At 74.1% G+C, this 24303-nt stretch carries 18 protein-coding genes; 6 read left to right on the top strand and 12 right to left on the bottom strand.

What is annotated here, in order from left to right; all coding sequences use genetic code 11:
• Positions 1 to 167: 167 nt before the first annotated feature.
• From CLT72_RS30025 to pcaF, 4 genes are all read right to left on the bottom strand, one after another.
• Positions 168 to 668, bottom strand: a complete 501-nt coding sequence (locus CLT72_RS30025) for a DUF456 domain-containing protein (protein WP_101414620.1) — start codon at positions 666 to 668, stop codon at positions 168 to 170.
• Positions 665 to 2839: a putative bifunctional diguanylate cyclase/phosphodiesterase gene (locus tag CLT72_RS30020; protein WP_101414619.1), complete on the bottom strand. Its 2175-nt coding sequence runs from the start codon at positions 2837 to 2839 to the stop codon at positions 665 to 667. The genes CLT72_RS30025 and CLT72_RS30020 overlap by 4 nt, the downstream gene beginning before the upstream one ends.
• A 4-nt stretch (positions 2840 to 2843) precedes the next feature.
• On the bottom strand, positions 2844 to 3662 hold the full coding sequence (locus tag CLT72_RS30015; RefSeq protein WP_101414618.1) for an SAM-dependent methyltransferase: 819 nt from the start codon (positions 3660 to 3662) through the stop codon (positions 2844 to 2846).
• A 277-nt stretch (positions 3663 to 3939) separates the two neighbouring features.
• Positions 3940 to 5142: a 3-oxoadipyl-CoA thiolase gene (pcaF, locus tag CLT72_RS30010; RefSeq protein ID WP_101414617.1), complete on the bottom strand. Its 1203-nt coding sequence runs from the start codon at positions 5140 to 5142 to the stop codon at positions 3940 to 3942.
• 108 nt (positions 5143 to 5250) lie between these two features.
• Between pcaF and CLT72_RS30005 the strand changes: the two genes are divergently transcribed.
• The 4 genes from CLT72_RS30005 to CLT72_RS29990 all read left to right on the top strand — a co-directional run bounded on the left by CLT72_RS30005 (position 5251) and on the right by CLT72_RS29990 (position 9549).
• Positions 5251 to 6216 (top strand): glutathione S-transferase family protein, encoded by a 966-nt coding sequence (locus tag CLT72_RS30005; RefSeq protein WP_101414616.1) that lies wholly within the window; start codon positions 5251 to 5253, stop codon positions 6214 to 6216.
• Positions 6209 to 6844 (top strand): DUF998 domain-containing protein, encoded by a 636-nt coding sequence (locus CLT72_RS30000; protein WP_101414615.1) that lies wholly within the window; start codon positions 6209 to 6211, stop codon positions 6842 to 6844. The genes CLT72_RS30005 and CLT72_RS30000 overlap by 8 nt, the downstream gene beginning before the upstream one ends.
• 258 nt (positions 6845 to 7102) lie before the next feature.
• Positions 7103 to 8404 (top strand): dicarboxylate/amino acid:cation symporter, encoded by a 1302-nt coding sequence (locus CLT72_RS29995; protein ID WP_250100725.1) that lies wholly within the window; start codon positions 7103 to 7105, stop codon positions 8402 to 8404.
• Between the two features lie 80 nt (positions 8405 to 8484).
• On the top strand, positions 8485 to 9549 hold the full coding sequence (locus CLT72_RS29990; protein ID WP_101414613.1) for an NADH:flavin oxidoreductase/NADH oxidase: 1065 nt from the start codon (positions 8485 to 8487) through the stop codon (positions 9547 to 9549).
• 165 nt (positions 9550 to 9714) lie between these two features.
• On the opposite strand, the gene CLT72_RS29985 is transcribed toward CLT72_RS29990, so the two are convergent.
• The 6 genes from CLT72_RS29985 to CLT72_RS29960 all read right to left on the bottom strand — a co-directional run bounded on the left by CLT72_RS29985 (position 9715) and on the right by CLT72_RS29960 (position 18939).
• Entirely contained in the window at positions 9715 to 13401 is a 3687-nt protein-coding gene (locus CLT72_RS29985) for an ATP-binding cassette domain-containing protein (RefSeq protein WP_101414612.1), read from the bottom strand.
• Between the two features lie 227 nt (positions 13402 to 13628).
• Positions 13629 to 14468, bottom strand: coding sequence for a GNAT family N-acetyltransferase (locus CLT72_RS29980; protein WP_101414611.1), 840 nt, complete (start codon positions 14466 to 14468; stop codon positions 13629 to 13631).
• Positions 14469 to 14562: 94 nt separating this feature from the next.
• Complete coding sequence (gene ispG, locus CLT72_RS29975; protein WP_101414610.1) at positions 14563 to 15735, bottom strand: flavodoxin-dependent (E)-4-hydroxy-3-methylbut-2-enyl-diphosphate synthase; 1173 nt, start codon at positions 15733 to 15735, stop codon at positions 14563 to 14565.
• 9 nt (positions 15736 to 15744) lie between these two features.
• Entirely contained in the window at positions 15745 to 16995 is a 1251-nt protein-coding gene (locus tag CLT72_RS29970; RefSeq protein ID WP_101414609.1) for a M50 family metallopeptidase, read from the bottom strand.
• Positions 16995 to 18209, bottom strand: a complete 1215-nt coding sequence (dxr, locus tag CLT72_RS29965; protein ID WP_101414608.1) for a 1-deoxy-D-xylulose-5-phosphate reductoisomerase — start codon at positions 18207 to 18209, stop codon at positions 16995 to 16997. The genes CLT72_RS29970 and dxr overlap by 1 nt, the downstream gene beginning before the upstream one ends.
• A 43-nt stretch (positions 18210 to 18252) precedes the next feature.
• Complete coding sequence (locus tag CLT72_RS29960; protein ID WP_101414607.1) at positions 18253 to 18939, bottom strand: Uma2 family endonuclease; 687 nt, start codon at positions 18937 to 18939, stop codon at positions 18253 to 18255.
• A 157-nt stretch (positions 18940 to 19096) separates the two neighbouring features.
• Between CLT72_RS29960 and CLT72_RS29955 the strand changes: the two genes are divergently transcribed.
• The gene (locus CLT72_RS29955) at positions 19097 to 20413 is read left to right on the top strand and encodes a family 43 glycosylhydrolase (protein ID WP_101414606.1); all 1317 of its coding nucleotides are present in this window, start codon (positions 19097 to 19099) and stop codon (positions 20411 to 20413) included.
• A 105-nt stretch (positions 20414 to 20518) separates the two neighbouring features.
• On the opposite strand, the gene CLT72_RS29950 is transcribed toward CLT72_RS29955, so the two are convergent.
• Entirely contained in the window at positions 20519 to 21067 is a 549-nt protein-coding gene (locus CLT72_RS29950) for a GNAT family N-acetyltransferase (protein ID WP_101414605.1), read from the bottom strand.
• A gap of 168 nt (positions 21068 to 21235) precedes the next feature.
• Between CLT72_RS29950 and CLT72_RS29945 the strand changes: the two genes are divergently transcribed.
• A complete protein-coding gene (locus tag CLT72_RS29945; protein WP_101414604.1) occupies positions 21236 to 22114 on the top strand; it encodes a YhjD/YihY/BrkB family envelope integrity protein in 879 nt (292 codons plus the stop codon).
• Here CLT72_RS29945 and CLT72_RS29940 read toward each other — a convergent pair.
• Complete coding sequence (locus tag CLT72_RS29940; protein ID WP_101414603.1) at positions 22015 to 24216, bottom strand: MMPL family transporter; 2202 nt, start codon at positions 24214 to 24216, stop codon at positions 22015 to 22017. The two genes, CLT72_RS29945 and CLT72_RS29940, sit on opposite strands and share 100 nt — an antisense overlap.
• Positions 24217 to 24303: the final 87 nt, after the last annotated feature.

Below are 24303 nucleotides of genomic sequence, written 5' to 3'. Positions count from 1 at the left end.
CGGCGCGGGGCACGTCACCTCTCTCTCACCGTACGGCGCTGCGCCGTACCCGACGCCCGCCCCGCGCCGTCGCCGCACCGCGCTGCCGCGCCCCCTGCCCCACACCGCGCTGCACCGCCTCGCACCGCTGCACCGCCTCGCACGCGCCGCACCCGCACCGCGCCGGCTCAGGTGAGTAGCAGGCCCGCCACCCAGAGCCCGGCGACGAGCAGGCCGGCGAGGAACTCGACCAGCATGGACAGGCCGGCCGCCGCCACCGCCTGCTTCGTCGCCGGCCAGGCCAGCCGGGAGTCGCCCAGGCGCAGCCGCTCCGCCACCCACACCCCGCCGACGAAGCCGAGCACCAGCCCGACCACCGGGACCACGAAGAAGCCGACCAGTCCCAGCAGCCCCCCGGCGAGCAGCGAGGAGGTGGGCACGCCGGTACGTTTCAGGTTCCGCCCCGGCCAGGCGTACTTGACGACGGTGCCGCCGGCCACGACCACGGTCGCGGCGGCGAGCACCGCCCAGCGGCCGGGCCCGGCGCCACCGAAGACCGCCCAGATCAGCACCCCGCCCCAGCACAGCGGCAGCGCCGGCAGGCCGGGCACCACCACGCCGGCGAGCCCGGCGAGGATCGCGATCCCGGCGAGTACGCCGACCGCCGCCTCGCTGTCCGTAAGGCTCATGCCGTCGCTCCCCGCTCCTCGGCGCGCAGCCGCTCGGTGATCTCGCTCGCCGGGGCGGGTGGGCCGAAGAACCGTCCCTGCCCGGTGTCGCAGCGCAGCGCGCGCAGCCGCTCCGCCTGCACCCCGGTCTCCACCGCCTCGGCGGTCACCCACAGCTCCAGCGCGTGCGCCAGCCGGACCAGCGCGTCCACGATCCGCTCGTCGCGGTGGTCGGCCGTCGCGTCGGCGTCCTCGCCCCGGATGCCCTCGACGAACGGCCCCGCCAGCTTCAGGCAGTGGATCGGCAGCCGGCGCAGGTACGCCAGGTTGGAGTAGCCGGTGCCGAAGTCGTCGATGGCCATCCGCACGCCCAGGGTGGCCAGCCGGTGCAGCGACCGCAGCGGCTCCCCGGCGGTGCCCATCACCGCGCTCTCGGTCAGCTCCAGTTGCAGCAGGTCCGCCGGCAGCCCGGTGGACGTCAGCGCGTCGGCGACGGTGTCGACGATCCCCGGGTCGTCGGCCTGCCGGGCGGCCAGGTTGACGCTCACGACCAGCTGGGCCCGGGGGAACTCGCGCCGCCACGCCTCGGCGTCCCGGCAGGCCTGCCGCAGCACCCACTCGCCGAGCCGGACGATGAGGCCGGTCTCCTCGGCCAGCCCGATGAAGCGGTCCGGCCCGATCAGCCCCAGCTCGGGGTGCTGCCAGCGCACCAGCGCCTCCACCGCCAGCATCGAGCCCTCCAGCAGGGACACGATGGGCTGGTAGTGCACCACGAACTCGCCCCGGTCCAGCGCCGCCGGCAGCCCGGCGGCGAGGGCGGAGCGGGCGATGTCGCGGGCGCCGCGCTCCGGGTCGTAGACCGCCCACCGGCCGCGCCCCTCCGCCTTGGCCCAGTAGAGCGTGGTGTCGGCGGCCTTCATCAGCTCCGAGGCGCTCGTCCCGCCGACCGGGCACTCGACGATGCCGATGCTCGCCGACACCGCGAGCTGGTGCTCGCCGATGCGGACCGGGGCGGACACCGCCGCCAGGGCCACCTCGGCGACCCGCACCGCGTCGTCGATCCCGGCGCCGTCGTCGACCAGGATGACGAACTCGTCCCCGCCCATCCGGGCGACGAGGTGGCCCCGGCCGGCGACGCAGTCGGCCAGCCGCCGGGCGATCACCACGAGCAGCCGGTCGCCCAGGTCGTGGCCGAGGCTGTCGTTGACCGCCTTGAAGCCGTCCAGGTCGAGAAAGCAGACCCCGACACGCTGGGTCGCGTCGGCGACGTCGAAGACCCGGCCCAGGGTCTCGAAGAACAGGGTCCGGTTGGGCAGCCCGGTGAGCGGATCGTGCAGCGCCTGGAAGCGCAGCCGCTGCTGGAGCTCGTACCGCTCGGTGATGTCCTCGATCATCGCGACGGTGAACCGGGGCCGGCCGTCGTCGTGGCGGATCAACGAGACGGACAGGTCCGTCCAGACCACGCTGCCGTCCTTGCGGTAGTAGCGCTTCTCCACCCGGGCCCTGTCCTGCTTGCCCTCGATCAGCTCCTGGTAGAGCTCCCACATCCCGGCCGCGTCGTCGGGGTGGAACAGCGCGGCCACGTTGGTCTGCCGCAGCTCCTCGATGGAGTAGCCGAGCATGCCCGCGAACGCCTGGTTGACGTCGATGATCCGACCGTCGACACCGGCGATGCCGATCCCCGTGGCCGCGCCCACGAAGACCGCCCGGAACCGGGCCTCGCTGTCGCGCAGGGCCTGCTCCACGTCGTCGCGGGCCTGCCAGGCGGAGCGGGCGATCCGCTCCTGCTGGGCGAAGGTACGGTCGCGCAGGGCCCGGGCGAAGCCGGCGGCGAGCCCGCCCTGCAACGCTGCGACCCGTTCCGCCGTCTCGTCCCGGTGGGCCCGGCCCGGCAGCACCCGGGCGGCGAACCGGTCGCCGAGGGCCCGCACCGACCAGTCGAGCACCCGGGGCTCGGTCAGGTGCTCCTCGACCAGCGCGCGCCCCACCTCCTCGGCCGGCAGGGCCGAGAACGGCTCGGCCAGCAGGGCCTGGGCGAGCCGGACGGTGTGCAGGTGCAGCAGCCGTTCGGTCTCGGCCGCGCTGAGCGGCACGAAACCGAGCCGGCGCACCGCCCGGGCCCACTCGGCCGCGTACCGCTGGGCGCCCGACCGGCTGAGGTCGTCGCCGCCGGGCTCCGGGACGGCGGCCATCGGATCAGGCGGTGGGCTGGTCGTACCGGGCGACGCCGCCGAAGGCGCCGAACCGCTCCGGGTGCTCGTCCACGTCGGAGGGCGAGTCGGGGCGCCACAGCGGCATGTGCACCACGCCCGGCTCCAGCAGCGTCCAGTCGCCGAAGAAGCTCGTCACCTCGGCACGGGAGCGCAGCGTGATCTCGGTGTCGGTACGCGCGGAGAGGCGCTGCGCGTCGAGCATCTCCTGCGGCTGGTCCTCGAACGTGGAGTGCGAGATCACCAGGTGGCTGCCCGGCGCCGCGGCGGCCCGGAGGGTGGCCAGGACGTCGCCGGGGCGGTCGGCGTCTCCGATGAAGTGCACCACCCCGGCGAGCAGGATGCCCAGCGGCCGGTTGAAGTCGAGCAGCCCGAGGTCACGGGCCCCGGCCAGGATCCGCTCCGGCTCGCGCAGGTCGCCGTGGATCACCCCGGTCAGTTCGTCGCCGGCGAGCAGCTCACGGCTGTGCGCCACCGCGACCGGGTCGATGTCGACGTAGACCACCCGAGCCTTGGGGTTGGCCGCCTGGGCGACCTCGTGCACGTTGCCGACGGTGGGGATGCCGGAGCCGATGTCGAGGAACTGGTCGATACCGGCGTCGAGCAGCGTCCGTACGGCGCGACGCAGGAACTCCCGACCGGCGCGCATGGTCGCCGCCAGGTTCGGGGTCATGCTCGCGATCTGCTCGGCGAGCTGCCGGTCGATCTCGAAGTTGTGCGCCCCACCGAGGAAGTAGTCGTAGACCCGGGCCGCGCTCGGCCGGGACAGGTCGATCTCGGCGGGAAGTCCGTCCGGCATCTGCACTGCTGCACCTCATGGTCGTCGCCGCGGTGCGGGAGGGGACCGGTGCCGGGGTGCGTGGGGCACGCGGGGCACCGGCCGACCCGCGGGTCGTGTGGTGCTCACCACTCTAGGCCGCGAACTCCCGCCTCCGGGAGGTCCCATGACCCACTTCGTCGGCCCTTCCGGCCCTCGTCACGGTCCGTACGACGCACCGGACCGACCCGTCACGGTCGGGGCGCCCGACGCGCACGCGCGGGTCGGAACCCCCGTAGGTGCCCGGCAGCCCGGCCCACGTGGGTCAGGCCGCCTCGAGCAGCAGCGAGATGCCCTGCCCGACGCCGACGCACATGGTGGCCAGCGCCCGCCGGCCGCCCCGGCGGCGCAGCTCCAGCGCGGCCGTCAGCGCCAGCCGGGCTCCGCTCGCGCCGAGCGGGTGCCCGAGCGCGATCGCCCCGCCGTTCGGGTTGACGTGCTCGGCGTCGGTCGGCAGGCCCAGCTCGCGCAGCACCGCGACGGACTGCGCCGCGAACGCCTCGTTCAGCTCGATCACGTCGACCGCGTCGAGGCCCAGGCCGTGGCGGTCGAGCAGCTTGCGGGTGGCCGGCACCGGCCCGACGCCCATCACGCGCGGCGGTACGCCGGCCGCGGCGGCCCCGGCGACCCGGGCCAGCGGGGTCAGGTGGTAGCGGGCCACGGCCGCCTCCGAGGCGACCAGCAGCGCCACCGCGCCGTCGTTGACGCCCGAGGAGTTGCCGGCGGTCACCGTGCCGCCCTCGCGGAACGGGGTGGGCAGCGCGGCGAGCTTCTCCAGCGAGGTCTCCCGGGGGTGCTCGTCGACCTCGACGAGCTTCGTCTCGCGCCGACCCGCCGGCACGGTCACGCCGACGATCTCCTCGGCGAACCGGCCGTCGGCCTGTGCCTTCGCGGCCCGCTGCTGCGAGCGGTACGCGAACTCGTCCTGCTCGGCGCGGCTGACGCCGTACTCGGCGGCGACGTTCTCCGCCGTCTCCGGCATGGAGTCGATGCCCCAGTGCTCCTTCATCAGCGGGTTGACCAGCCGCCAGCCGATCGTGGTGTCGTAGACCTCGGCGGTGCGGGAGAACGGGGTGGTCGCCTTCGGCATCACGAACGGGGCGCGGCTCATGCTCTCCACCCCGCCGGCCACCACGAGGTCGGCCTCGCCGGCGACGACGGAACGGGCCGCCGTGGCGAGGGCGTCCAGGCCGGAGCCGCAGAGCCGGTTGACGGTGCTGCCGGGCACCTCCTCGGGCAGCCCGCCGAGCAGCGCCGCCATCCGTGCCACGTTGCGGTTGTCCTCGCCGGCCTGGTTGGCGCAGCCCAGGACCACGTCGTCCACCCGCGCCCAGTCCACCGACGGGTGCCGGCCGACCAGCTCGCGGATCACGTGCGCGGCCAGGTCGTCGGGGCGGACGCCGGCGAGGGCGCCGGCGTACCGGCCGATCGGGGTGCGGACACCGGCCACCAGGTATGCCACGGTCATCAGCGCGATCCTTCGGGGGGGGTGGGAAGGGCGGGGGCGGGGCGGTTCCGGGTCGCGGGGACGCCCGGCAGCCAGGATATCCGCGCGGGCGGCGGATAGGTTGGCGGCATGGCCCGGGCCCAGTTCAGCGCAGAGACCAGCGGCGGCGGCGCGTTCGTCCGCCAACCCAACCGGTTCACCGGTCGGGTCACCCCGGACTCCGACTCCCCGCCCGGAGGCGGGCCCGACGCGCGGGGCCGCTGGCCGCTGGAGGCGGGACGCTACCGGCTGATCTGGTGCCGGGCCTGCCCGTGGGCGCACCGGGCCCGGATCGTACGCGACCTGCTCGGCCTTCAGGACGCGATCTCCCTCGGCACCGTGGACCCGATCCGCGACGAGCGGGGCTGGCGGTTCGCCCTCGACCCGGACGGGTTCGACCCGGTGCTCGGCATCGGCTTCCTCTCCGAGGCCTACCTCGCCACCGACCCCGACTACACCGGGCGGGTCACCGTGCCGGCGCTGGTCGACACGCGCACCGGCCGGGTGGTCACCAACGACTATCCGCAGCTCACCCTGGACCTGTCCACGCAGTGGCGCGGCCTGCACGGGCCGGGGGCACCGGACCTCTACCCGCAGGCGCTGCGGCCGGAGCTGGACGCCCTGATGGCGGAGATCCACCGCGACGTCAACAACGGCGTCTACCGGTGCGGCTTCGCCACCTCCCAGGCGGCGTACGAGGAGGCGTTCACGGCCCTCTTCGCGCGGCTCGACGCGCTGTCGCAGCGGCTCGCGGGGCGCCGCTACCTGATGGGCGACGCCATCACCGAGGCCGACGTGCGGCTCTTCACCACCCTGGTCCGCTTCGACGTGGCGTACCACGGTCACTTCAAGTGCAACCGGCACAAGCTGACCGAGATGCCGGTGCTCTGGGCGTACGCGCGGGACCTGTTCCAGACGCCGGGCTTCGGCGAGACGGTCGACTTCGACCACATCAAGCGGCACTACTACGGCACCCACGCGGCGATCAACCCGACGGGGATCGTCCCGCTCGGCCCCGACACCTCCGGCTGGACCACGCCGCACGGGCGTGGCTGAGCCGCGCCGGGCCGGCCCGCGCACCGCACCGCCCCGGGCCGCCGCCGCGTCGGCCTCCGCCGCCTGCGTGGTCGGGGGCGCGGTCGCGGTGACCGTCGCCGTGGTCGCCGGTCCGGGGCCGGGCCTGACCGGGTACGTCAGCGAGGCGGGCGTCACCGACAGCGCGTACGCCCCGGCGTACCGGATCGGGGTCTTCGCCCTGGCGGCCGGGTTGTTGCTGCTCGCGGCGGCGCTGCCCCCGGTGCTGCGGGCGGCGGCCGGGCTGCTCGCGGCCGGGAGCGTCTTCGCGCTGGTCTCCGGGGCGGTGACGTGCAGCGCCGGCTGCCCGCTGCCGCCGTTCGAGCGGGCGACCACGGCGGACCTGGTGCACGGCGCGGCGAGCATCCTCGCCGTGGCCGCGGTGGTCCTCGCGATGCTGGCGGTCACGCTGACCCGGGCCGCGCCGTCGACGCTGCGCCGGCTGGCCGCGGTGGCCCTGGCGGCGGCCCTGCCGCTGGCGGCCGCGACCGCCGTGGCCCTGGTCTTCGTGGGGCGCGGCGGCCTGATCGCCGTCCTGGAGCGGCTGCTGCTGCTGGTGGCCGTCCTGTGGGGTGCGGCCACCGCGACCGCCGTCGCGCTCCGCCGGTAGGGGACCAGCCCCACCTTCGCGCCGGGGAGAGATCCGTCCCGGGGCCGCGCTGTAAGGAGCGTCACCGCACGGACTCCTTCCGCTGCATCGACAGCCGGCGTTAGCCTCGGCGGGCGATGACCAACGTCTGGCACCTGACCGTGCGCCTGTATGTCGACCTCCGACTGCAGGCCAGCGGCGTCTGTCCGGCGCAGCCGCTCTCCTGACGCTGCCCGTACCGACCCTCCAGACCTGGGACACACCCTCATGGCTTCCGCCCTGCGCAAGATCCCCTTCTCCGTGCAGATCCTGCTCGGTCTCGTCCTCGGCGTGGCGCTCGGCTTCCTCGCCCGCGCCAACGACCTGAGCTGGCTCGCCAGCACCCTCGACACCGTCGGCGGCCTCTTCGTCCAACTGCTCAAGCTGGCCGTGCCGCCGCTGGTCTTCACCGCCATCGTGGTCAGCGTGGTCAGCCTGCGCGGCGTGACCAACGCCGCCCGGCTGGCGCTCAAGACCCTGCTCTGGTTCGGCGTCACCGCGCTGATCGCGGTGGGCGTCGGCATCGGCCTCGGCGTGCTCACCGACCCGGGCCGGGGCGTCACCCTCGACACCGCCGGCGCCGCCGCGCCGGCGAAGACCGGCTCGTGGACCGACTTCCTCACCGGCATCGTGCCGACCAACCCGGTCGGCGCGTTCGTGGACGGCAACGTGCTCCAGATCGTCTTCCTGGCCCTCGTCGTCGGCGCGGCGGCCCTGCTGGTGGGCGAGCCCGCGGAGCCGTTCGTGGCGATCAACCGCGCGCTGCTGGAGATCGTCCAGAAGGCGCTGTGGTGGGTCATCCGGCTCGCCCCGATCGGCACGCTCGGCCTCATCGGCAACGCCGTCGCCTCGTACGGCTGGGACCTGGTGGCCCCGCTCGCCAAGTTCACCACCGCCGTCTACGTCGGCTGCGCGATCGTGCTCTTCGTGGTCTACCCGCTGCTGCTGGTGGGCGCCGGCCGACTCAACCCGCTGCGCTTCTTCGCGGGCGCCTGGCCCGCGATCGAGCTGGCCTTCGTCTCCCGCTCCTCGGTGGGCACGATGCCGGTGACCCAGCGCTCGGTCGAGCGCCTCGGCGTCCCCCGCGAGTACGCCTCGTTCGCGGTGCCGTTCGGCGCCACCACGAAGATGGACGGCTGCGCGGCGGTCTACCCGGCGCTGGCGGCGATCTTCGTCGCCCAGGTCTTCGGGGTGCAGCTCGGGATCACCGACTACCTGCTGATCGCCTTCGTATCGGTGGTCGGCTCGGCCGCCACCGCCGGCCTGACCGGCGCGATCGTGATGCTGACCCTGACCCTGAGCACGCTGGGCCTGCCGCTGGCCGGCGCCGGCCTGCTGCTGGCGATCGACCCGATCCTGGACATGATCCGCACCGCCACCAACGTCGCCGGTCAGGCGCTGGTCCCGACGATCGTCGCCGCCCGCGAGGGCACCCTGGACCGGGCCGCGTACGACTCGGCCGGCCGGCGCCCGCTGCTCGCCCCGACCGACGTCGACACCGGGCCGCGCCGGGCCGGGCAACCGGCCCCCGTACCTGCCTGAGCCACCCGCCGCGAACGAGCGACCCGACGACGCCGGGGGGCCCACCGCGGGCCCGCCCCGCCTCCGGAGAGGATGACCACATGAGTGTCCTGTTCACCCCGTTGACCCTGCGCACGGTGACCCTGCCCAACCGGATCGCCCTGGCGCCGATGTGCCAGTACACGGCCGGCCCGGACGGCCTGCCCACCGACTGGCACCTGGTGCACCTGGGCGCCCGCGCGGTCGGCGGTGCCGGCCTGGTGATGACCGAGGCCACCGCCGTACTGCCCGAGGGGCGGATCAGCCCGCAGGACACCGGGCTCTGGTCCGGGGCGCACGTCGACGCCTGGCGGCCGGTGACCGCGTTCGTCGCCGCGCACGGCGCGGTGCCGGTCGTGCAGCTCGCGCACGCCGGGTTCAAGGCGTCGACGTACCGGCCGTGGGCGCCCCGGCGGGGCGGGGTGCCCGACGCCGAGGGGGGTTGGACGCCGGTCGGCCCGGGGGCCGCGCCCTTCGTTCCGGACTACCGGGTGCCGACGGCGCTGGACCAGGCGGGGATCGCCGGCGTGGTCGAGGCGTTCGCGGCGGCGGCCGGTCGGGCGGTCGACGCGGGGTTCGCGGCCGTGGAGATCCACGCCGCGCACGGCTACCTGCTGCACGAGTTCCTCTCCCCGCTGACGAACCACCGCGACGACGGCTGGGGCGGGGATCGGGCCGGCCGGATGCGGCTGACCCTGGACGTGGCGCGGGCGGTCCGTGCGGCAGTCGGCGAGGACGTGCCCGTGCTGACCCGCATCTCGGCCACCGACTGGGAGCCGGCGGGCTGGACGCCCGCGGACAGCGTGGTGCTCGCCGGTGAGCTGGCCGCTGCCGGGGTGGACCTGGTCGACTGTTCCTCTGGCGGCGCCTCGGCCACCGCGAGCATTCCGGTCGGCCCGGGCTACCAGGTGCCGCTGGCCGCCCGGGTACGCCGGGAGGCGGGAATCGCCACCGGTGCGGTCGGCCTCATCGTCGAGCCGGGGCAGGCCGAGGAGATCGTCGCGTCCGGCGACGCCGACCTGGTCCTGCTCGGACGGGAGCTGCTGCGCGACCCGTACTGGCCGCACCGGGCGGCCGCCAAGCTCGGCGTCACCCCCGCCTGGCCCGCCCAGTACGCCCGCGCCTGACCCCACCCCACCCTCACCCCCTGCCCCGCCGCCCCCCACGTCGATCATGAGGTTGGCGGCGATGTCGATCTCCATCCGTGCCGCCAACCTCATGATCGACGTGGCCGGGGCGGGGTGGGCCGGGGGTGGGGTGGGTGGGCCGGGGGGGTGGGTGGGGTGGGTGGGTCAGCCGGCCAGGTGGGACCACTGGGGTTCCAGGTCGTGCCACGGCCCCTGGGCGGCGACCGTGCCGGAGCGCAGGACCACGACGTGGTCGGCCCGCACCAGGGCGGCCCGCTTCGACGTCGAACCCACCACGGTCACCCCGTGCTCGCGCAGCGCCTGCCACAGCGCCAGCTCCGTGGTGACGTCCAGCGCCGAGGAGACGTCGTCGGCCACCAGCAGCTCCGTACGCGGGGCGAGCGCCCGGGCCAGCGCGAGGCGCTGCAACTGACCGCCCGAGAGCCGGGTGCCCTTGTGCCCGATCAGCAGCCCGAGCCCGCCGCCGGCCGCCGCCAGGTCGTGGGCGAGCTGGGCGGTCGACACCGCCGCCGCGGCGTCCACCTGGTGGCCGAGGGTGATGTTGTCGGCCACCGTGCCGGATAGCACCCGGGGCAGCTGGCCGACGTAGCCCACCTGCTGGGGACGCAGGAACAGCTCCGGCTCGGTGACGGGGTCGCCGTTCCAGGTCAGCCGCCCGGTGTGCGGGGCGATGCCGGCCAGCGCCCGCAGCAGCGACGACTTGCCCGAACCGACCGGGCCCACGACCAGCACCAGCTGCCCGCGTTCCACCGTCAGGTCGACGTCGCGTACGGCCACCGTCCCGTCGGTGTGCCGGACGCCGAAGCCGGTCAACTCCAGCCGATGCAACGGGTGCCGGGGCGGCACCACGGGAGCCGGGGCCGTCCCCGCGCCGAGGTCCACCCCCGGCACCGACGCCGAGTATGCCTCCACACCGGTCATCGCCACCGTCCGCCGGGTCCACACCCGCGCCGACGGGATCTGCGAGATCAGCGAGGCCGTCGTCCAGGCGAACCAGCGGGCGGCGGCCAGGGTGGCGACCGCGACCAGGGTGGCGCCGGCCGAGAGGTGCCCGGCCAGGAAGAGCGCCCACGCGCCGATCGGCAGCAGGCCGCTGACCAGCGACGGGGTCGACCGGGACCAGACCTGCACGGAGATCTCCCGGCGTTGCCGGTCGCTGCGCACCACGTCGAGGTCGGCCAGGTGGGCCAGCACCGGGCGGGTGGCGCCGGCGAGTTTGACCGTACGGGCGGCCGACAGCGAGGAGACCAGCGCGGTGGCGAACGCGGCCCGCGCCGCGACGGTGGCCCGCGCGCAACGTTCCAGGTGGGGGCCGAACAGCGTCGCGGCCAGCCCGGAGACCAGCATCGTGCCCGCGAAGAAGAGCCCCGGCACCACGCTGCCGGTGACGGCGGTCATCGTGACCAGGAGCAGCAGCGAGAGCCCCTGGTCCATCAGGTTGTCGGCGAGCTGCACCACCCGCTCGGTGTCGCCGCCCTGGGCCACCACCTCCGCCGGCGTGTGCCGGCTGACCCGGCGGGGTCCGGTCTGGCCGTGCACCAGGCGCAGGCTGATCCGCAGCATCTGCCGGACCCACCACTGCGGGAAGCGCAGGCCGTTGAGGTACGGCACCGGCAGGGTCACCAGCAGGCCGACGACGATCCCCAGCGCGGGCTTCCACGGGTCACCGGTGCCGTCGACCACGTCCGCCCAGAGCCACGGCAGCACCGGCCCCTCCAGCCCGAGGAGCACGAGCAGCAGGAACAACGCCAGCGAGGCCAGCCCGTACCGCGCGTCGTTGAGGCACAGCCGCAGGATCTCCCGCAGCTCGCGCAGCCCGCGCGGGGAGGTCGACACCGGGTCCCCGGAGGCCGCGGACCCGCCCCCGTCCGCCCGGCCGTCGACCGACCCGGCGGACTCCGCCGGGATCGCGGGGGCCGGCCCGACCGGCGGCACTACCGAGGACGTGGCCGGCGGTCCAGCCGAGGACGTGGCCGGCGGCACGACCGACGCCCCGACCGGCGGCACTACCGAGGACGTGGCCGACGAGACGGCCGGCGGCCCGGGAAGGGGTGCCTCCGGTGGGAGTGCCTCGTCGCGGCCGGTGCTCGGCCACGGCTCCGACGGGCCGGTCAGCAGGTCGACCCCGCCGGAGCGGCCACCCGGCGCCGCGTGGGCGTACGCGGTGGCGTGGCTGGTGGCGAGCAGCTCGGCGAAGCGTTCCGAGGAGTCCAGCGGCCCGGCCTCGACGACCGCTCCGTCGGCCATCACCACCACCTCGTCGCAGCGGCGTACGGAGGAGAGGCGGTGGGCGATGACGATGCCGATCCGGTCACGCAGCAACCGCTCGGTGGCCTGCTGCACCCGCGCCTCGGTGACCGGGTCGAGGCGGGCGGTGGCCTCGTCGAGGATCACCACGTGCGGGTCGCGCACCAGGATCCGGGCGAAGGCGACCAGCTGCTCCTGCCCGGCCGAGAGCACGTGCCCGCCGTCGCCCAACCGGGTCTGCAACCCGGCGGGCAGCTCGGCGATCCAGCCGTCGAGGCCCAGCTCGCACAGCGCCCGGGCGGCGGCGTCGAGCAGCTCCGGATCGAACAGCGCGACGTTCTCGGCCAGGGTCCCGGCGAGGATCTCGGTGCGCTGGGGCACCACGGCGATCCACCGGCGCAGCGCCTCGACGTCGAGGCCGCACACGTCGTCGCCGGCCAGGAAGACCGTGCCCGACGGCACGTCTACGGCCCGGGTGAGCACCTTCGCCAGGGTGGACTTGCCGGAGCCGGTCCGGCCGACCAGCGCGTACGAGCGGCCCCGGGTGAAGGTCAGGTCGACGTCGCGCAGCGCGGGGCCGCGCCCGTCGTCGGCGCCCCCGTAGCGGAAGGTGAGGCCCCGCACCACCAGGTCGCCCTCGACCGGGACGCCCCCGCCCACGGGCTCCTGCCGGGAGCCCGCCAGCAGCTGCACCCGCCCCCAGGCGCCGAGTGCGTACTGGAGTTCGGGCACCATCCGGCTGACGTGCTCGACGGTCATGCCGAAGCCGATGGCCAGCAGCCAGATCGCGGTGAGCCGGGCGCCGTCGACCCGGCCGGTGACCAGCGCCCACGCGCCGCCGAGCACCACGGCCGCGACCCCGGCCCGGATCACGCCGGCGGCCACGGTGGTGACCTGGGCCGACATCCGCCACACGCGCACCCCGCGACTGAGCACCTCGGCGGCCCGCCGGGCGTAGAGGCGCAGCACGTACGGCCGGGCCAGGCTGGTGCGTACGTCGTCCTGGCCGTGGATCGCCTCCTCCATCACCGCGGCGAGGTCGGACCAGGCCTCCTCCTCGGCCATCCGGGCGGGACCGATCCGCGCCGTGGGCTTGCGCAGGCCGAGGGCCAGCAGCACGGTCAGCACCAGCATCCCGACGCCGGCCGGCCACCACACCGCGAGGGCGACGACGGTCGACAGCACGCCCGCGGCGAGGCCCTGCGCGATCCGTACGCCCTGGTTGCGCACCGCGGCGGCGACCTGGTAGACGTCGCCGTCGATGCGGTCGAGCAGTTCGCCGACCGGGGTGGTCTCCAGGGTCGGCAGGTCCTGCCCGAGCGCGACCCGACACAGCCGGCGGCGCACGTCGGCGGACCAGTCGGCGGTCAGCCCGGCCATCAGCAGGCTCACCGCGAGGTCGGTGAGGACGGCCGCGACCAGCGCGACGGCGAGCAGCGCGAAGAACCCGGCGGCGCGGTGCACCAGGACGGGGCCCGCCAGCGCGGCGGCGGCGGCCTGACCGCCGGCGCCGAGCACGATCAGGCAGGTCACGATCGCCATTCGGCGGGGCGAGGTGGCCCACATGTCCCGGAGCAGACGCATGACGGAGTCCCTTCGGGCAGATCGGGCGGAGCATCCAGCCTGCTCGGTGAAGCCGGCCGGCTCAACGCATTTACCGGCCGTTCACCTGCCCGGACACCGGTGCCGAGGGCGTGCGCCGGACGGAGGGTCGGGGGTGTGCCGGTCGCGACGTCGGGGCCCGACCCGCGGGCGGACGCCGTACGCGCCCGCGCCCGCAGCGCGTCCGGGTCGCTGCCGTCGCCGGTGGCTCAGAAGAGCACGGTGGCGAGCGTGCCGACCGGGCGGAAACCGCAGCGCTCGTAGACCCGGCGCGCCGGGAGGTTGAAGTCGTTGACGTAGAGGCTGACGGTCGGGGCGACCCGCAGCAGCGCGTCGCGCACCACCGCCGCCATGGCCGCCGACGCGATGCCCCGGCCCCGCCACTCGGGGGCCACCCAGACGCCCTGCACCTGGGCGGTCCGGCGGGTCACCACCGCCAGCTCGGCCTTGAACACCACCTGACCGTCGATGAACCGGGCGTACGCCCGGCCCGTCCGGACCAGGTCGGTGACCCGCCGCCGGTAGCCGCGCCCGCCGTCGTCGGCGAGCGGCGACACGCCGACCTCCTCGGTGTACATCGCCACCGCCGCCGGGAAGAGCCGGTCGATCTCGCCGGCGCGCACCAGTCGCACCTGCGGGTCCGCCCGCAGCGCGGGCAGCGACTCGGTCGCCAGCAACGGCTGGTTGGGGCGTACGTCCCGGGCCGGCCCCCAGACGGCGGAGAGCCGGTCCCAGAGGCCGAGCACCGCGTCGGCCCGGCCCACGATCGACGAGCAGAGCCGCTCCTCGCCGGCCAGCAGGTCGGCGTAGGCGGCGACGGCCGGCTCGGTGGCGAGCACGGGGGTGAGGTTGCCGCCCAGCCAGCAGATCGACTCCAGGTTGCGGCGGCTGCCGTAGCCCAGCACGCGTCCCTCGGCGCGCCACCAGGCCAGGCCACGCGCGGTGACCCGCTCGGCGACCTGCGCGCCCGCGAACGGGTCGAGGTCGAGCAGCCGCTCGACCGCGCGGCGCTCCGACTCCCCCAGTTGCCGTACCGGCACCGTCAGCACGGATACCAGCCTGCCAGATCCGCCCGGTGCCGCGCGGGCCGTGTGACGAGTGGGACCACGGCGCCGGCACCGGACGGGCCGACTGCGGGACGGTTCAGTGCACGCTGACGGTGGCGCCGGGGAGCAGGCCGCGCAGCTCCTCGGGCAGCTCGGCGCCCATCTCGTCGGCGATGCGCAGCGCCTCCTCGATCAGGGTCTCCACGATCTGCGCCTCGGGCACGGTCTTGACCACCTTGCCCTTGACGAAGATCTGGCCCTTGCCGTTGCCGGAGGCCACCCCGAGGTCGGCCTCGCGGGCCTCGCCCGGGCCGTTCACCACGCAGCCCATCACGGCGACCCGCAGCGGCACCGGCAGCCCCTCCAGGCCGGCGGTGACCTCCTCGGCGAGCTTGTAGACGTCGACCTGGGCCCGGCCGCAGGACGGGCAGGAGACGATCTCCAGGCCCCGCTCGCGCAGCCCGAGCGACTCCAGGATCTGGTTGCCGACCTTGATCTCCTCCACCGGCGGGGCCGACAGGGAGACCCGGATCGTGTCGCCGATCCCCTCGGCCAGCAGCGCGCCGAAGGCGACCGCCGACTTGATGGTGCCCTGGAAGGCCGGACCGGCCTCGGTGACGCCCAGGTGCAGCGGGTAGTCGCACTTCTCGGCCAGCAGGCGGTACGCCCGGATCATGACCACCGGGTCGTTGTGCTTGACCGAGATCTTGATGTCGCGGAAGCCGTGCTCCTCGAACAGCGAGCACTCCCACAGCGCCGACTCGACCAACGCCTCGGCGGTGGCCTTGCCGTACTTGGCGAGCAGCCGCTTGTCCAGCGAACCGGCGTTGACGCCGATCCGGATCGGTACGCCCGCGTCGCCGGCCGCCTTGGCGATCTCCTTGACCTTGTCGTCGAACTGACGGATGTTGCCCGGGTTGACCCGGACCGCCGCGCAGCCGGCGTCGATCGCGGCGAAGACGTACTTCGGCTGGAAGTGGATGTCGGCGATCACCGGGATCTGCGACTTCCGCGCGATCGCGGGCAGCGCCTCCACGTCGTCCTGGCTGGGCACGGCGACCCGGACGATCTGGCAGCCGGACGCGGTCAGCTCGGCGATCTGCTGGAGCGTGGCGTTGACGTCGGAGGTGAGGGTGGTGGTCATCGACTGCACCGACACCGGCGCGCCCCCGCCGACCGGGACCGGACCGACCATGATCTGGCGGCTGACCCGGCGCGGGGCGAGCGGCGGGGGCGGTACGGCGGGGATACCGAGACTGACAGCGGTCACTTCAGGCACTCACCTTGAGAAGAGCGTGATCGGGTTGACGACGTCCGCGGTGATGGTCAGCAGCGTGAACACGCCACCGATCAGGATCACCGCGTACGTGAGGGGCATGAGCTTGAGGTAGTCGACGCGTCCGGGGTCGGCGCGGCCGATGCGGGCGTAGAGCCAGGAGCGGGCCCGCTCGAACCAGGCGATGGCGATGTGCCCGCCGTCGAGGGGCAGCAGCGGCAGCAGGTTGAACACGCCGATGAAGAAGTTCAGCGAGACGAAGAGCATGAAGAACAGCAGCCAGGCGTCGTTCTCGACGGCCTCGCCGCCGAGCCGGCTGGCGCCGACCACGCTGATCGGGGTGTCGATGTCCCGCTCCTCGCCGGTGATCGCCGCCCACAGGGCGGGGACCTTCTGCGGGATGCGCTTCATCGCCTCGTACGTGTTGACCGCCATGTCGCCGGTGAAGTCGGCGGTCGCACCGACCGCGCCGACCGGCCCGTACGTCACCCGGGTCGGGGTGCTGGGCACGAGGCCGACGCCGAGCGCGGCGACCGGGGCGACCTGGCCCTTCGGGTCGTCGAGCGGGGGCCGCTGGGTCTGCGCGAGCACCGTGCTGGTCGTGGCCGGCTGCCCGTCACGCACGTACGCGATCTGCGCCGTGTCGCCCGGCTTGAGGCTGCGCAGCGTGGTGAGCAGTTGCCCGTAGTCGTCGATCGTCGTGCCGTTGATGGCGGTGATCCGGTCGCCGTCGCGCAGTTGCGCCTGGGCGGCGGGGCTGGCCGGGTCGGCGGCGGTGCACTCGCGCAGGGCGTTCTCCGGGACCACGCACTTCGACAGCTGGATGACCGCCGGCTCCTTGCGGATCTCCGCCTCGGTGCTCGGGAACTGCGGGTTGGGCAGGCCGGCGCTGATCGCGATGATCCAGAGGGCGATCACGGCGAGGGCGAAGTGGGTGATCGAGCCCGCGGACATCACGATCGTCCGCTTCCAGACCGGGAACCGCCACATCGCGCGCGGCTCGTCGGCCGGGTCGACGTCGTCGTCCTGGGGGGTCATTCCGACGATCTTGCAGAAGCCGCCGAGCGGGATGCCCTTGACGCCGTACTCGGTCTCACCCCGCTTGAAGGACCAGAGCGTGGGGCCGAATCCGACGAAGTACTTGGTGACCTTCATCCCGAACGCCTTGGCGGTGAGCAGGTGCCCCGCCTCGTGCAGGCTCACCGAGACGAGGATCGCGAGGGCGAAGAGCACCACCCCGAGCAGGTACGCCATCAAGCTCCTTCCACCGAACCCGCGATGATGATCTCCTGCGCGTGCGCGCGCGCCCACGACTCCGCCGCGAGCACGTCCTCGACGGTACCTGGTTCGTCGAAGTCGGGAGCGTCCTCCAGCACCCGCCGGAGGGTGTCGACGATGCCGAGGAAGGGCAGCCGGCCGGCCACGAACGCCGCGACGCACTCCTCGTTCGCCGCGTTGTAGATCGCCGGCCGGCAGCGGCCGGCCTCGCCGGCGGCCTTGGCCAGCGCCACCGCCGGGAACGCCTCGTCGTCCAGCGGCGCGAACTCCCAGGTGTGGGCCTTCGTCCAGTCGACGGCGGCTGCGGCGTCGGGCACCCGGTCCGGCCAGCCGAGGCCCAGCGCGATCGGCAGCCGCATGTCGGGCGGGCTGGCCTGGGCGAGGGTGGACCCGTCGGTGAACTCGACCATCGAGTGGATCACCGACTGCGGGTGCACCATCACGGCGATGTCGGCGTACGGCACGTCGAACAGCTCGTGCGCCTCGATCACCTCCAGCGCCTTGTTGACCATCGTGGCGGAGTTGATCGTGACGACCGGTCCCATGTTCCAGGTCGGGTGGGCCAGCGCCTGCTCGGGCGTGACCCGCGTCAACTCGTCGCGCCGCCTGCCCCGGAACGGCCCGCCGCTGGCGGTGACGACCAGCCGCCGCACCTCGCCCCGGGCGCCGCCGCGCAGGCACTGGGCCAGCGCCGAGTGCTCCGAGTCGACGGGGACGAGCTGCTCCGGCCGCGTCACGGCGGCCTTCACCAGCGAGCCGCCGGCGACGAGGGACTCCTTGTTGGCGAGCGCGAGCGTACGCCCGGCGCGCAGCGCGGCCAGCGTCGGCGCGAGCCCGAGCGAGCCGACCACGCCGTTGAGCACCACGTCGCAGGGCCACTGCGCCAGCTCGGTCATCGCGTCCGGGCCGGCCACGATCTTGGGCAGCTTGAAGTCGCCGGTGGCCCAGCCGCGCCGGCTCGCCTCGGCGTAGAAGGCGAGCTGGAGGTCCTGCGCGGCGGACGCCTTCGCCACGCCGACCGCCTCGACGCGCAGTTCGAGGGCCTGGGCGGCGAGCAGCTCGACGTTGCCGCCGCCGGCACCGAGCGCCACCACCCGGAAGCGGTCCGGGTTGCGCCGCGCGATATCGATGGCCTGTGTGCCGATCGAACCGGTGGAGCCGAGCAGGACGAGTTCCCGGGGCGAAGTCACCGGGCCATTCTTCCCCACCGTCGCTGTGCCCCCGCTGGGAGCCTCAACCCTCGGCGTCGGCCTGCCCCGCCGCGCTCTCCTCGCCGTCCTCCGGCGCTTCCTCGTCTCCCTCGAGTGCCTCCTCGTCGAGGAGGTCGGCCGGGTCGACGGCGAACGCGAACGGCTCGATCATGGTGAAGGTGCTGCCGGCCGCCGCCGCGCTCAGCGGCGTGTACTCCCCCTCGGTCAGCTTGAACAGGGCCATGGTCGGCACCCGGTTTCGCAGATCGACCCGGAGGAAGAACGGCACGCCAGCGGCGGCGTACTCCCGCGGCCGGTCGATGACGTCCTTGCGACGGTTACCCGGTGACACGATCTCGCCCAGCAGAACGGCCTGACCGATGTCGACGGCCGGTCGGCCACCGCCCGAGGACCGGAGCACGGCGACGTCGGGAATGAAGAGGTCCCTGCCCGAGACCACGTTGATCTCGGGGTAGACCCACAGGCCCGCCCTGCGGGCGGCACGGTGCAGCAGATAGGGCAACTCACGTTCCACCGACTGGTGGTCGATTCCGGCGTGCGGGGTCACGATCACGCTTCCGCTCAGGACCTCAACCTTGGGGCCGTTGGTCTCCGGCAACAGGTCGAGGGCGAGCTGGGCGGTCCACGGCTCGTCGCGCCACCGCAGCACGTCGAACGACGGCTCGGTGGGCTGCGGCGCCGGCTCGGGCGCGAAAGCTGCCTGGGCCATCCGGGCTCACCCCCTCAGCGGACATTCTGCTCAGGTCAGCCTAGCCGCCGCAGCCCCCGCCGCACGGGATCGCACACCGGGTCCGCCGCCGGCTGACCCCCGGCCCGGCGCACGCAGCTTTCTTTCAATACATCGATCGTCATGGTTGAATTTCGGCATGCGAAGAGGTCTCGTCTGGCTGGCGGCCCTGCTGGTCGCCGCTCCCCTGCTCGTCAGCCCGGGCGTGGCCCAGGCCGCCACCACCACACCCTCGCTGGTCATCGCCAGCGACTTCCCCGACCCCGACGTCGTCAAGTTCGGCAGCACCTACTACGCGTACTCGACGAACAACGGCCACGGCAACGTCCCCGTCGCCACGGCCAGCTCGCTGACCGGGGCGTGGACCAGGCGACCAGACGCGATGCCGACCCTCGGCGCCTGGGCCAACGGGGGCCTCACCTGGGCACCCGACGTGTCGCAGCGGGCCGACGGGCGCTACCTGCTCTACTACACCGCCCGCAGCCGGGCCACCGGCCGGCAGTGCCTCGGCGCCGCGCTGGCCGCCTCCCCGCTCGGGCCGTTCACCTCCGTCGGCACCGGGCCGCTGGTCTGCAACGCCGGCGAGGGCGGCGACATCGACGCGGCGAGCTTCACGGACAGCACCGGCCTGCGCTACCTGCTCTACAAGGACGACGGCAACGCCATCGGCCAGCCGACGAGCCTCTGGCTGCAACGGGTCGCCGCCGACGGCGTGACCCTCCAGGGCGCCCGCGTCGAGCTGCTGCGCAGCGGTCGCGCCGAGGAGGGCGGCATCATCGAGGCGCCGGTGCTGACCAAGGTCGGCGCGCAGTACGTGCTGTTCTACTCGCTCGGCGGTTACGGCGGCGACGGCTACCAGACCAGCTACGCCACGTCGACCTCGCTGACCGGCCCGTACACCAAGGCGTACCGCTCGCTGATGACCACGGCGTCGCTGGACTCCGCCGTGCGGGGGCCGGGCGGCGCGGACGTGGTCCGCGAGGCCGGCGGCGACCACATCGTGTTCCACGGCTGGATCAACAACTACTCCGCGCGCGGCATGTACGTCGCGGCGCTGGGCTGGGCCGGCGGCAACCCCGTGGTGCGGGGCAGCCGGGTGCGGTACGAGGCCGAACGCGGCACGCTCAGCAACTGCGCGGTACGCGCCGCGCCCAACACGTCGCAGGGCCAGGTGGTGGCGTACATCGACTACGCGGACAGCTGGGTCGAGGTGACCGTCTTCGCGCCCCGGGCCGGCGGGTACCGCGCGCACGTCGCCTACGCGGCCGGCTACGGCGACGCCCAGCACACGCTGACGGTCAACGGCGCTAACCCGAAGGTCGTCACCTACTCCAACACGGGCTGGGACGTCTGGCGGCAGGTGGGGGTGGACGTCACGCTGAACGCGGGCTTCAACACGCTCCGGTTCACCCACCTGAGCCGCTGGGCGGAACTCGACTTCGTCGAGGTCGCGTAGCTGTACTGCCGCGCTTCGCCGGAGGCGCGTGGAGATCTTGACGGGAAGGTGCCCCGGTTCCCGCAAGATCTCGACGCGGAGCAGGCGGGCTGGGCGTCGAACGGCTCAGTCCCCGGCAGCGGTCAGCACGAAGGTCTCCAGGGACTCGCCGCCGTACCAGTCCGTGCGGCGGCCCACGTGGGTCATGCCGAGCCGGCGGGCCACCGCCATCGACGCGGTGTTGCCCGGCGCCACCACCGCGTAGACCTCGCGGGTACCGGCGGCCAACTCGCGCGCCACCGCCGCCCGGGCGGCCTCGGTGGCGTACCCGTGGCCCCACGAGTCGGGGTGCAGGTGCCAGCCCACCTCGATGTCCTCGGTCGGCACGTTCTCGTCCCGCCCGGGCAGCGGCTTGAGCAGCACCGTGCCGACCACCACGCCGGTGTCGCGCACCTCGATCGCCCACGTGCCGTACCGGTCGCCGTGCCCCGCGTGCCGCTCACGCCACGCCGCCAGCCGGTCGGCGGCCTGCGCCGGCGCGGTCAGCGGCAGGCCGGGCGCGCCCAGCCAGCGGGTGACCTCGGGGCGGGAGTAGATGTCGAAGATCCGGTTCAGGTCGGCCGGGTCGGCGGTCCAGTTCCGGACGACCAGGCGTTGCGTGGCGAAGATCCCCATTCCGGCGATCCTAGTGAGCGGTGCCGCCCCCGGGGACGACGAGCGCTCCCACTCAGACGCAACGGGGACCGTCCACGGGCCCGGCTGCCGGGAGCGACGTGCCGTACGGCACCCACGCGGGCGGCGATCTCGTGCGTGACGCGGGGCGTCACGGGGAAAGAAGCCGCGATGAGCGACGGATGGCGACGGGCGAAACGCGTGACCAGTGCGGCGTTCCGCCCGCTGCGGGGGCGGGACCTGTCCCTGCACGCCGCCGCCATCACCTTCTACGGGGCGATCGCCGTGGTGCCGGTGGCCCTGCTGGCGATCTGGCTGACGTCGCTGCTGGCGGGAGGCGAGCGGGTGCGCCGGCTCACCTCGTACGCCGTGGAGACGCTGCCGGACGCGATCGGCGCGCCCCACGCGGTGCAGGCGCTGGTCGGGGCGGGGGTGGGGTTGACCCCGCTGCTGGCCCTGGCGTCGCTGCTGCCGGCGTCGCTCTACGGCGAGGGACTGCGCCGCGCCTTCGTCTCAGTCGCCGTGCCGCGCAGCGAGGAGTCGCTGGTCGGCTGGCGGGGCCGGCTGCTGCTGCTACCCCTGCTGGCGCCGGCCCCGGCCCTGCTGCTGTCGATCCTGCTCGCGCTGCCCACCACCACCGGGCTGGTACGGCAGGGCGGCTGGACCGGCGCGCTGGGGGTGGTGCTGTCGTTCCTGGCGGTCTGGCTGGTGCTCACCCCGGTGCTGCTCTGGGTGTTCCGGGTGGTCGGCCCCGCGTCGCCGGACTGGCTCTCCGCACTGGGCGTCGGGTCGTTCACCGCGGCCAACCTGTCGGGCTTCCTGCACGGCTTCGTGCTCTTCGCCTCGCTCCCGATCGACCTGGGGGTGCCGTTCGGGGGCTTCGACGAGATCGGCGCGGGGGTGGCGGTCCTGCTCTGGCTCTACCTCTTCCACGTGATCGTGCTGGCGGGCTACTCCGCCACCCTCGCCCTGTCCCGGTGGCGCAGCACCCGATCCGGAGCCGCCGGCCCGGGCTCGTCGTCGGACTCCTTGATGCCGAAGCGGCGGTAGACGCGGGCCAGCGGGCCGGGGGCCCACCAGTTCCAGCGGCCCAGCAGCCGCATCGTGGCCGGGACCAGCAGCGCCCGGACCAGCGTCGCGTCCACCACGATCGCCACGATCATGCCGATCCCGATGAGCTTGATGTACGCCATCTCGCCCGTGGCGAAGCCCGCCACCACGATGATCAGCAGCAGCGCCGCCGCCGTGATGATCCGGCCAGTGCGCTGGAGCGCGGTGGCCACCGACGCGGTGTTGTCGCCGGTGCGGTCCCACTCCTCGCGCACCCGGGAGAGCAGGAACACCTCGTAGTCGGTCGCCAGCCCGAAGAGCACGGCGAGCATGAGGATCGGGTTGCTCGGTTCGATGAACCCGGTCGGGGTGAAGCCGAGCAGGTCGGCGAAGTGCCCGTCCTGGAAGATCCAGACCACGACGCCGAACGACGCGCCGATCGACACCAGGTTCATCAGCACCGCCTTGACCGGCAGCACCACCGAGCCGAAGGCGAGGAAGAGCAGGACCAGGATCGCGGCGGCCATCAGCAGGGCCATCCAGGGCAGCCGGTCGGCGAGGCCGTCGATCAGGTCGAGGTCGACGCCGGGCCGGCCGCCGACCAGCACCTCGGCGCCGCCCGGCGCGGGCAGGGCGCGCAGCGCCCGGACCACGTCGTGCGCGGCGTCACCGGTCGGCTCGCCCGGGTAGGTCACCGTCAGCAGCGTCGACGTGCCCCGGTTGGCCGCCACCTGCACCCCGGTCACGCCCGGCACCGCGGCCACCCGGTCGGCGAAGGGCTGCACCTGCTCCGGGGACACCCCGGAGACCAGCACGTCGATCGGCGCGATCGTGCCGCCGGGGAACTCCGCGGCGATCCGCTCGGAGACCACCCGCGGCTCGGCGCTCGCGGGCAGCACCCGGTCGTCGAACCCGCCGAACTCCATCCGCAGGATCGGCGTGGCCAGCAGCAGGAGCAGCACGGAAACCCCGACCAGGTAGCGCACCGGGCGGCGCATCACGCTGTGCGCGATCCGGGCCCAGGCACCGCCCGTCTCCCCCGCCGCCGGCCGCCCACCGCGCGCCCCGCGCCGCCACGGCAGCGGTACGCGCAGCGCGTCGATCCGGTGGCCGAGCACCGCGAGCAGGGCCGGCAGCACGGTCAGCGCGGCCAGCATGGCGACCAGCACGGCGGCCATCCCGCCGAGCGCCATCGAGCGCAGGAACGCCTGCGGGAAGATCAGCAGGCTGGCCATGGCGGTCGCGATGGTGAGCCCGGAGACCAGCACCGTCCGCCCGGCCGTGGCCATCGTCCGCCGGATCGCGGCCGGGGTGTCCCGGCCGGCGGCCAACTCCTCGCGGAACCGGCTCACCACGAACAGGGCGTAGTCGACCGCCATGCCCAGGCCGATCAGGGTGATGACGTTGATCGCGAACACCGACACGTCGGTGACCATGTTGACCAGCCGGACGGCGACGAACGCGCCGAGGATGGCGAGCCCGCCGATCAGCAGGGGCGTGGAGGCGGCCACCAGTCCGCCGAAGATCAGCACGAGCAGCACCAGCAGCACCGGCATGGAGAGCAGTTCGGCGCGGGTGATGTCCTCGGTGGTCTGCGCGTTCGACTCCTGAAGGGCCGCCGTGGCGCCGCCGACCTCGGTCCGTACGCCGGGCGCCGCCAGGGCGGGCCGCAGTTCCTCGTACGCGGCGGCCTTGTCGTCCTTGTCGGCGGCCCGGAGCTGGATCAGCGCGTAGGTGGCCCGGCGGTCGGTGGAGAGCAGCGCGGGGGCCTGGGTGTCGTACCAGGTGGTGACGCTCGTGATCTCCGATCGCTGGCGCAGCCCGGCGACGGTGGCCGCGACCGGGTCCCGGAAGGCGGGCTCGTCGACGGTCGGCCCGTCGCTGGACCAGAGCACGACGAGGTCGGCACCCTGCGGCCCGAGCTCGCGGGTGATCCGCTCGGCGGCCCGGCTGGACTCGCTCGCCGGGTCGTCGAAGCCGCCGCCGGTGAGCTGCCCGAAGACCCCGACCCCCCAGGTGGAGCCGACCGCGACGAGCACCAGGGCGGCGGCCAGCACCGACCAGCGCAGCCGCACGACCATCTGTCCCCACCAGGCGAACATTCGCCTCCCCCTCCGACGACGGCTAGGCTGTGACCATCGCTCATTTGAGTGAACGCCGTTAACTATGGCAACGGCGGTCGATTCGGT

It is taken from the genome of Micromonospora sp. CNZ309, assembly GCF_002846525.1.
The sequence above is the reverse complement of the archived record's forward strand: the minus strand, read 5'-3'. Positions and strand labels throughout refer to the sequence as shown.

What these genes read in the sequence shown, in the direction of transcription:
- CLT72_RS29985 (WP_101414612.1), bottom strand. Translation starts at nt 13,401, where the DNA reads ATGCGTCTGCTCCGGGACATGTGGGCCACCTCGCCCCGCCGAATGGCG.
- CLT72_RS29950 (WP_101414605.1), bottom strand. Translation starts at nt 21,067, where the DNA reads ATGGGGATCTTCGCCACGCAACGCCTGGTCGTCCGGAACTGGACCGCC.
- CLT72_RS29955 (WP_101414606.1), top strand. Translation starts at nt 19,097, where the DNA reads ATGCGAAGAGGTCTCGTCTGGCTGGCGGCCCTGCTGGTCGCCGCTCCC.
- CLT72_RS29945 (WP_101414604.1), top strand. Translation starts at nt 21,236, where the DNA reads ATGAGCGACGGATGGCGACGGGCGAAACGCGTGACCAGTGCGGCGTTC.
- pcaF (WP_101414617.1), bottom strand. Translation starts at nt 5,142, where the DNA reads ATGACCGTGGCATACCTGGTGGCCGGTGTCCGCACCCCGATCGGCCGG.
- CLT72_RS29970 (WP_101414609.1), bottom strand. Translation starts at nt 16,995, where the DNA reads ATGGCGTACCTGCTCGGGGTGGTGCTCTTCGCCCTCGCGATCCTCGTC.
- CLT72_RS30005 (WP_101414616.1), top strand. Translation starts at nt 5,251, where the DNA reads ATGGCCCGGGCCCAGTTCAGCGCAGAGACCAGCGGCGGCGGCGCGTTC.
- CLT72_RS29960 (WP_101414607.1), bottom strand. Translation starts at nt 18,939, where the DNA reads ATGGCCCAGGCAGCTTTCGCGCCCGAGCCGGCGCCGCAGCCCACCGAG.
- CLT72_RS29940 (WP_101414603.1), bottom strand. Translation starts at nt 24,216, where the DNA reads ATGTTCGCCTGGTGGGGACAGATGGTCGTGCGGCTGCGCTGGTCGGTG.
- CLT72_RS30020 (WP_101414619.1), bottom strand. Translation starts at nt 2,839, where the DNA reads ATGGCCGCCGTCCCGGAGCCCGGCGGCGACGACCTCAGCCGGTCGGGC.
- CLT72_RS29990 (WP_101414613.1), top strand. Translation starts at nt 8,485, where the DNA reads ATGAGTGTCCTGTTCACCCCGTTGACCCTGCGCACGGTGACCCTGCCC.
- CLT72_RS30025 (WP_101414620.1), bottom strand. Translation starts at nt 668, where the DNA reads ATGAGCCTTACGGACAGCGAGGCGGCGGTCGGCGTACTCGCCGGGATC.